Annotated in this window: 1 rRNA gene; it reads left to right on the top strand. The window is 52.5% G+C overall.

Features of this window, described 5'->3' with window-relative positions:
• Positions 1 to 219: 219 nt before the first annotated feature.
• Positions 220 to 1,761 (top strand): 16S ribosomal RNA (locus FEK50_RS21750).
• Positions 1,762 to 1,810: the final 49 nt, after the last annotated feature.

The following is a 1,810-nucleotide window of genomic DNA, read 5'->3' as shown; positions in this document are numbered from 1 at the left end:
AAAAAAATGCTTGACTCTGTAGCGGGAAAGCGTATTATGCACACCCCGCGCCGCTGAGAAAAAGCGAAGCGGCACTGCTCTTTAACAATTTATCAGACAATCTGTGTGGGCACTCGAAGATACGGATTCTTAACGTCGCAAGACGATAAATGAATACCAAGTCTCAAGAGTGAACACGTAATTCATTACGAAGTTTAATTCTTTGAGCATCAAACTTTTAAATTGAAGAGTTTGATCATGGCTCAGATTGAACGCTGGCGGCAGGCCTAACACATGCAAGTCGAACGGTAACAGGAAGCAGCTTGCTGCTTTGCTGACGAGTGGCGGACGGGTGAGTAATGTCTGGGAAACTGCCTGATGGAGGGGGATAACTACTGGAAACGGTAGCTAATACCGCATAACGTCGCAAGACCAAAGAGGGGGACCTTCGGGCCTCTTGCCATCGGATGTGCCCAGATGGGATTAGCTAGTAGGTGGGGTAACGGCTCACCTAGGCGACGATCCCTAGCTGGTCTGAGAGGATGACCAGCCACACTGGAACTGAGACACGGTCCAGACTCCTACGGGAGGCAGCAGTGGGGAATATTGCACAATGGGCGCAAGCCTGATGCAGCCATGCCGCGTGTATGAAGAAGGCCTTCGGGTTGTAAAGTACTTTCAGCGGGGAGGAAGGGAGTAAAGTTAATACCTTTGCTCATTGACGTTACCCGCAGAAGAAGCACCGGCTAACTCCGTGCCAGCAGCCGCGGTAATACGGAGGGTGCAAGCGTTAATCGGAATTACTGGGCGTAAAGCGCACGCAGGCGGTTTGTTAAGTCAGATGTGAAATCCCCGGGCTCAACCTGGGAACTGCATCTGATACTGGCAAGCTTGAGTCTCGTAGAGGGGGGTAGAATTCCAGGTGTAGCGGTGAAATGCGTAGAGATCTGGAGGAATACCGGTGGCGAAGGCGGCCCCCTGGACGAAGACTGACGCTCAGGTGCGAAAGCGTGGGGAGCAAACAGGATTAGATACCCTGGTAGTCCACGCCGTAAACGATGTCGACTTGGAGGTTGTGCCCTTGAGGCGTGGCTTCCGGAGCTAACGCGTTAAGTCGACCGCCTGGGGAGTACGGCCGCAAGGTTAAAACTCAAATGAATTGACGGGGGCCCGCACAAGCGGTGGAGCATGTGGTTTAATTCGATGCAACGCGAAGAACCTTACCTGGTCTTGACATCCACAGAACTTTCCAGAGATGGATTGGTGCCTTCGGGAACTGTGAGACAGGTGCTGCATGGCTGTCGTCAGCTCGTGTTGTGAAATGTTGGGTTAAGTCCCGCAACGAGCGCAACCCTTATCCTTTGTTGCCAGCGGTCCGGCCGGGAACTCAAAGGAGACTGCCAGTGATAAACTGGAGGAAGGTGGGGATGACGTCAAGTCATCATGGCCCTTACGACCAGGGCTACACACGTGCTACAATGGCGCATACAAAGAGAAGCGACCTCGCGAGAGCAAGCGGACCTCATAAAGTGCGTCGTAGTCCGGATTGGAGTCTGCAACTCGACTCCATGAAGTCGGAATCGCTAGTAATCGTGGATCAGAATGCCACGGTGAATACGTTCCCGGGCCTTGTACACACCGCCCGTCACACCATGGGAGTGGGTTGCAAAAGAAGTAGGTAGCTTAACCTTCGGGAGGGCGCTTACCACTTTGTGATTCATGACTGGGGTGAAGTCGTAACAAGGTAACCGTAGGGGAACCTGCGGTTGGATCACCTCCTTACCTTAAAGAACTGTTCTTTGCAGTGCTCACACAGATTGTCTGATGAAAA

Origin of the sequence: Escherichia sp. E2586 (assembly GCF_005781105.1) — a bacterium.
Classification (GTDB): Bacteria; Pseudomonadota; Gammaproteobacteria; order Enterobacterales; family Enterobacteriaceae; genus Escherichia.
The sequence above is the reverse complement of the archived record's forward strand: the minus strand, read 5'-3'. Positions and strand labels throughout refer to the sequence as shown.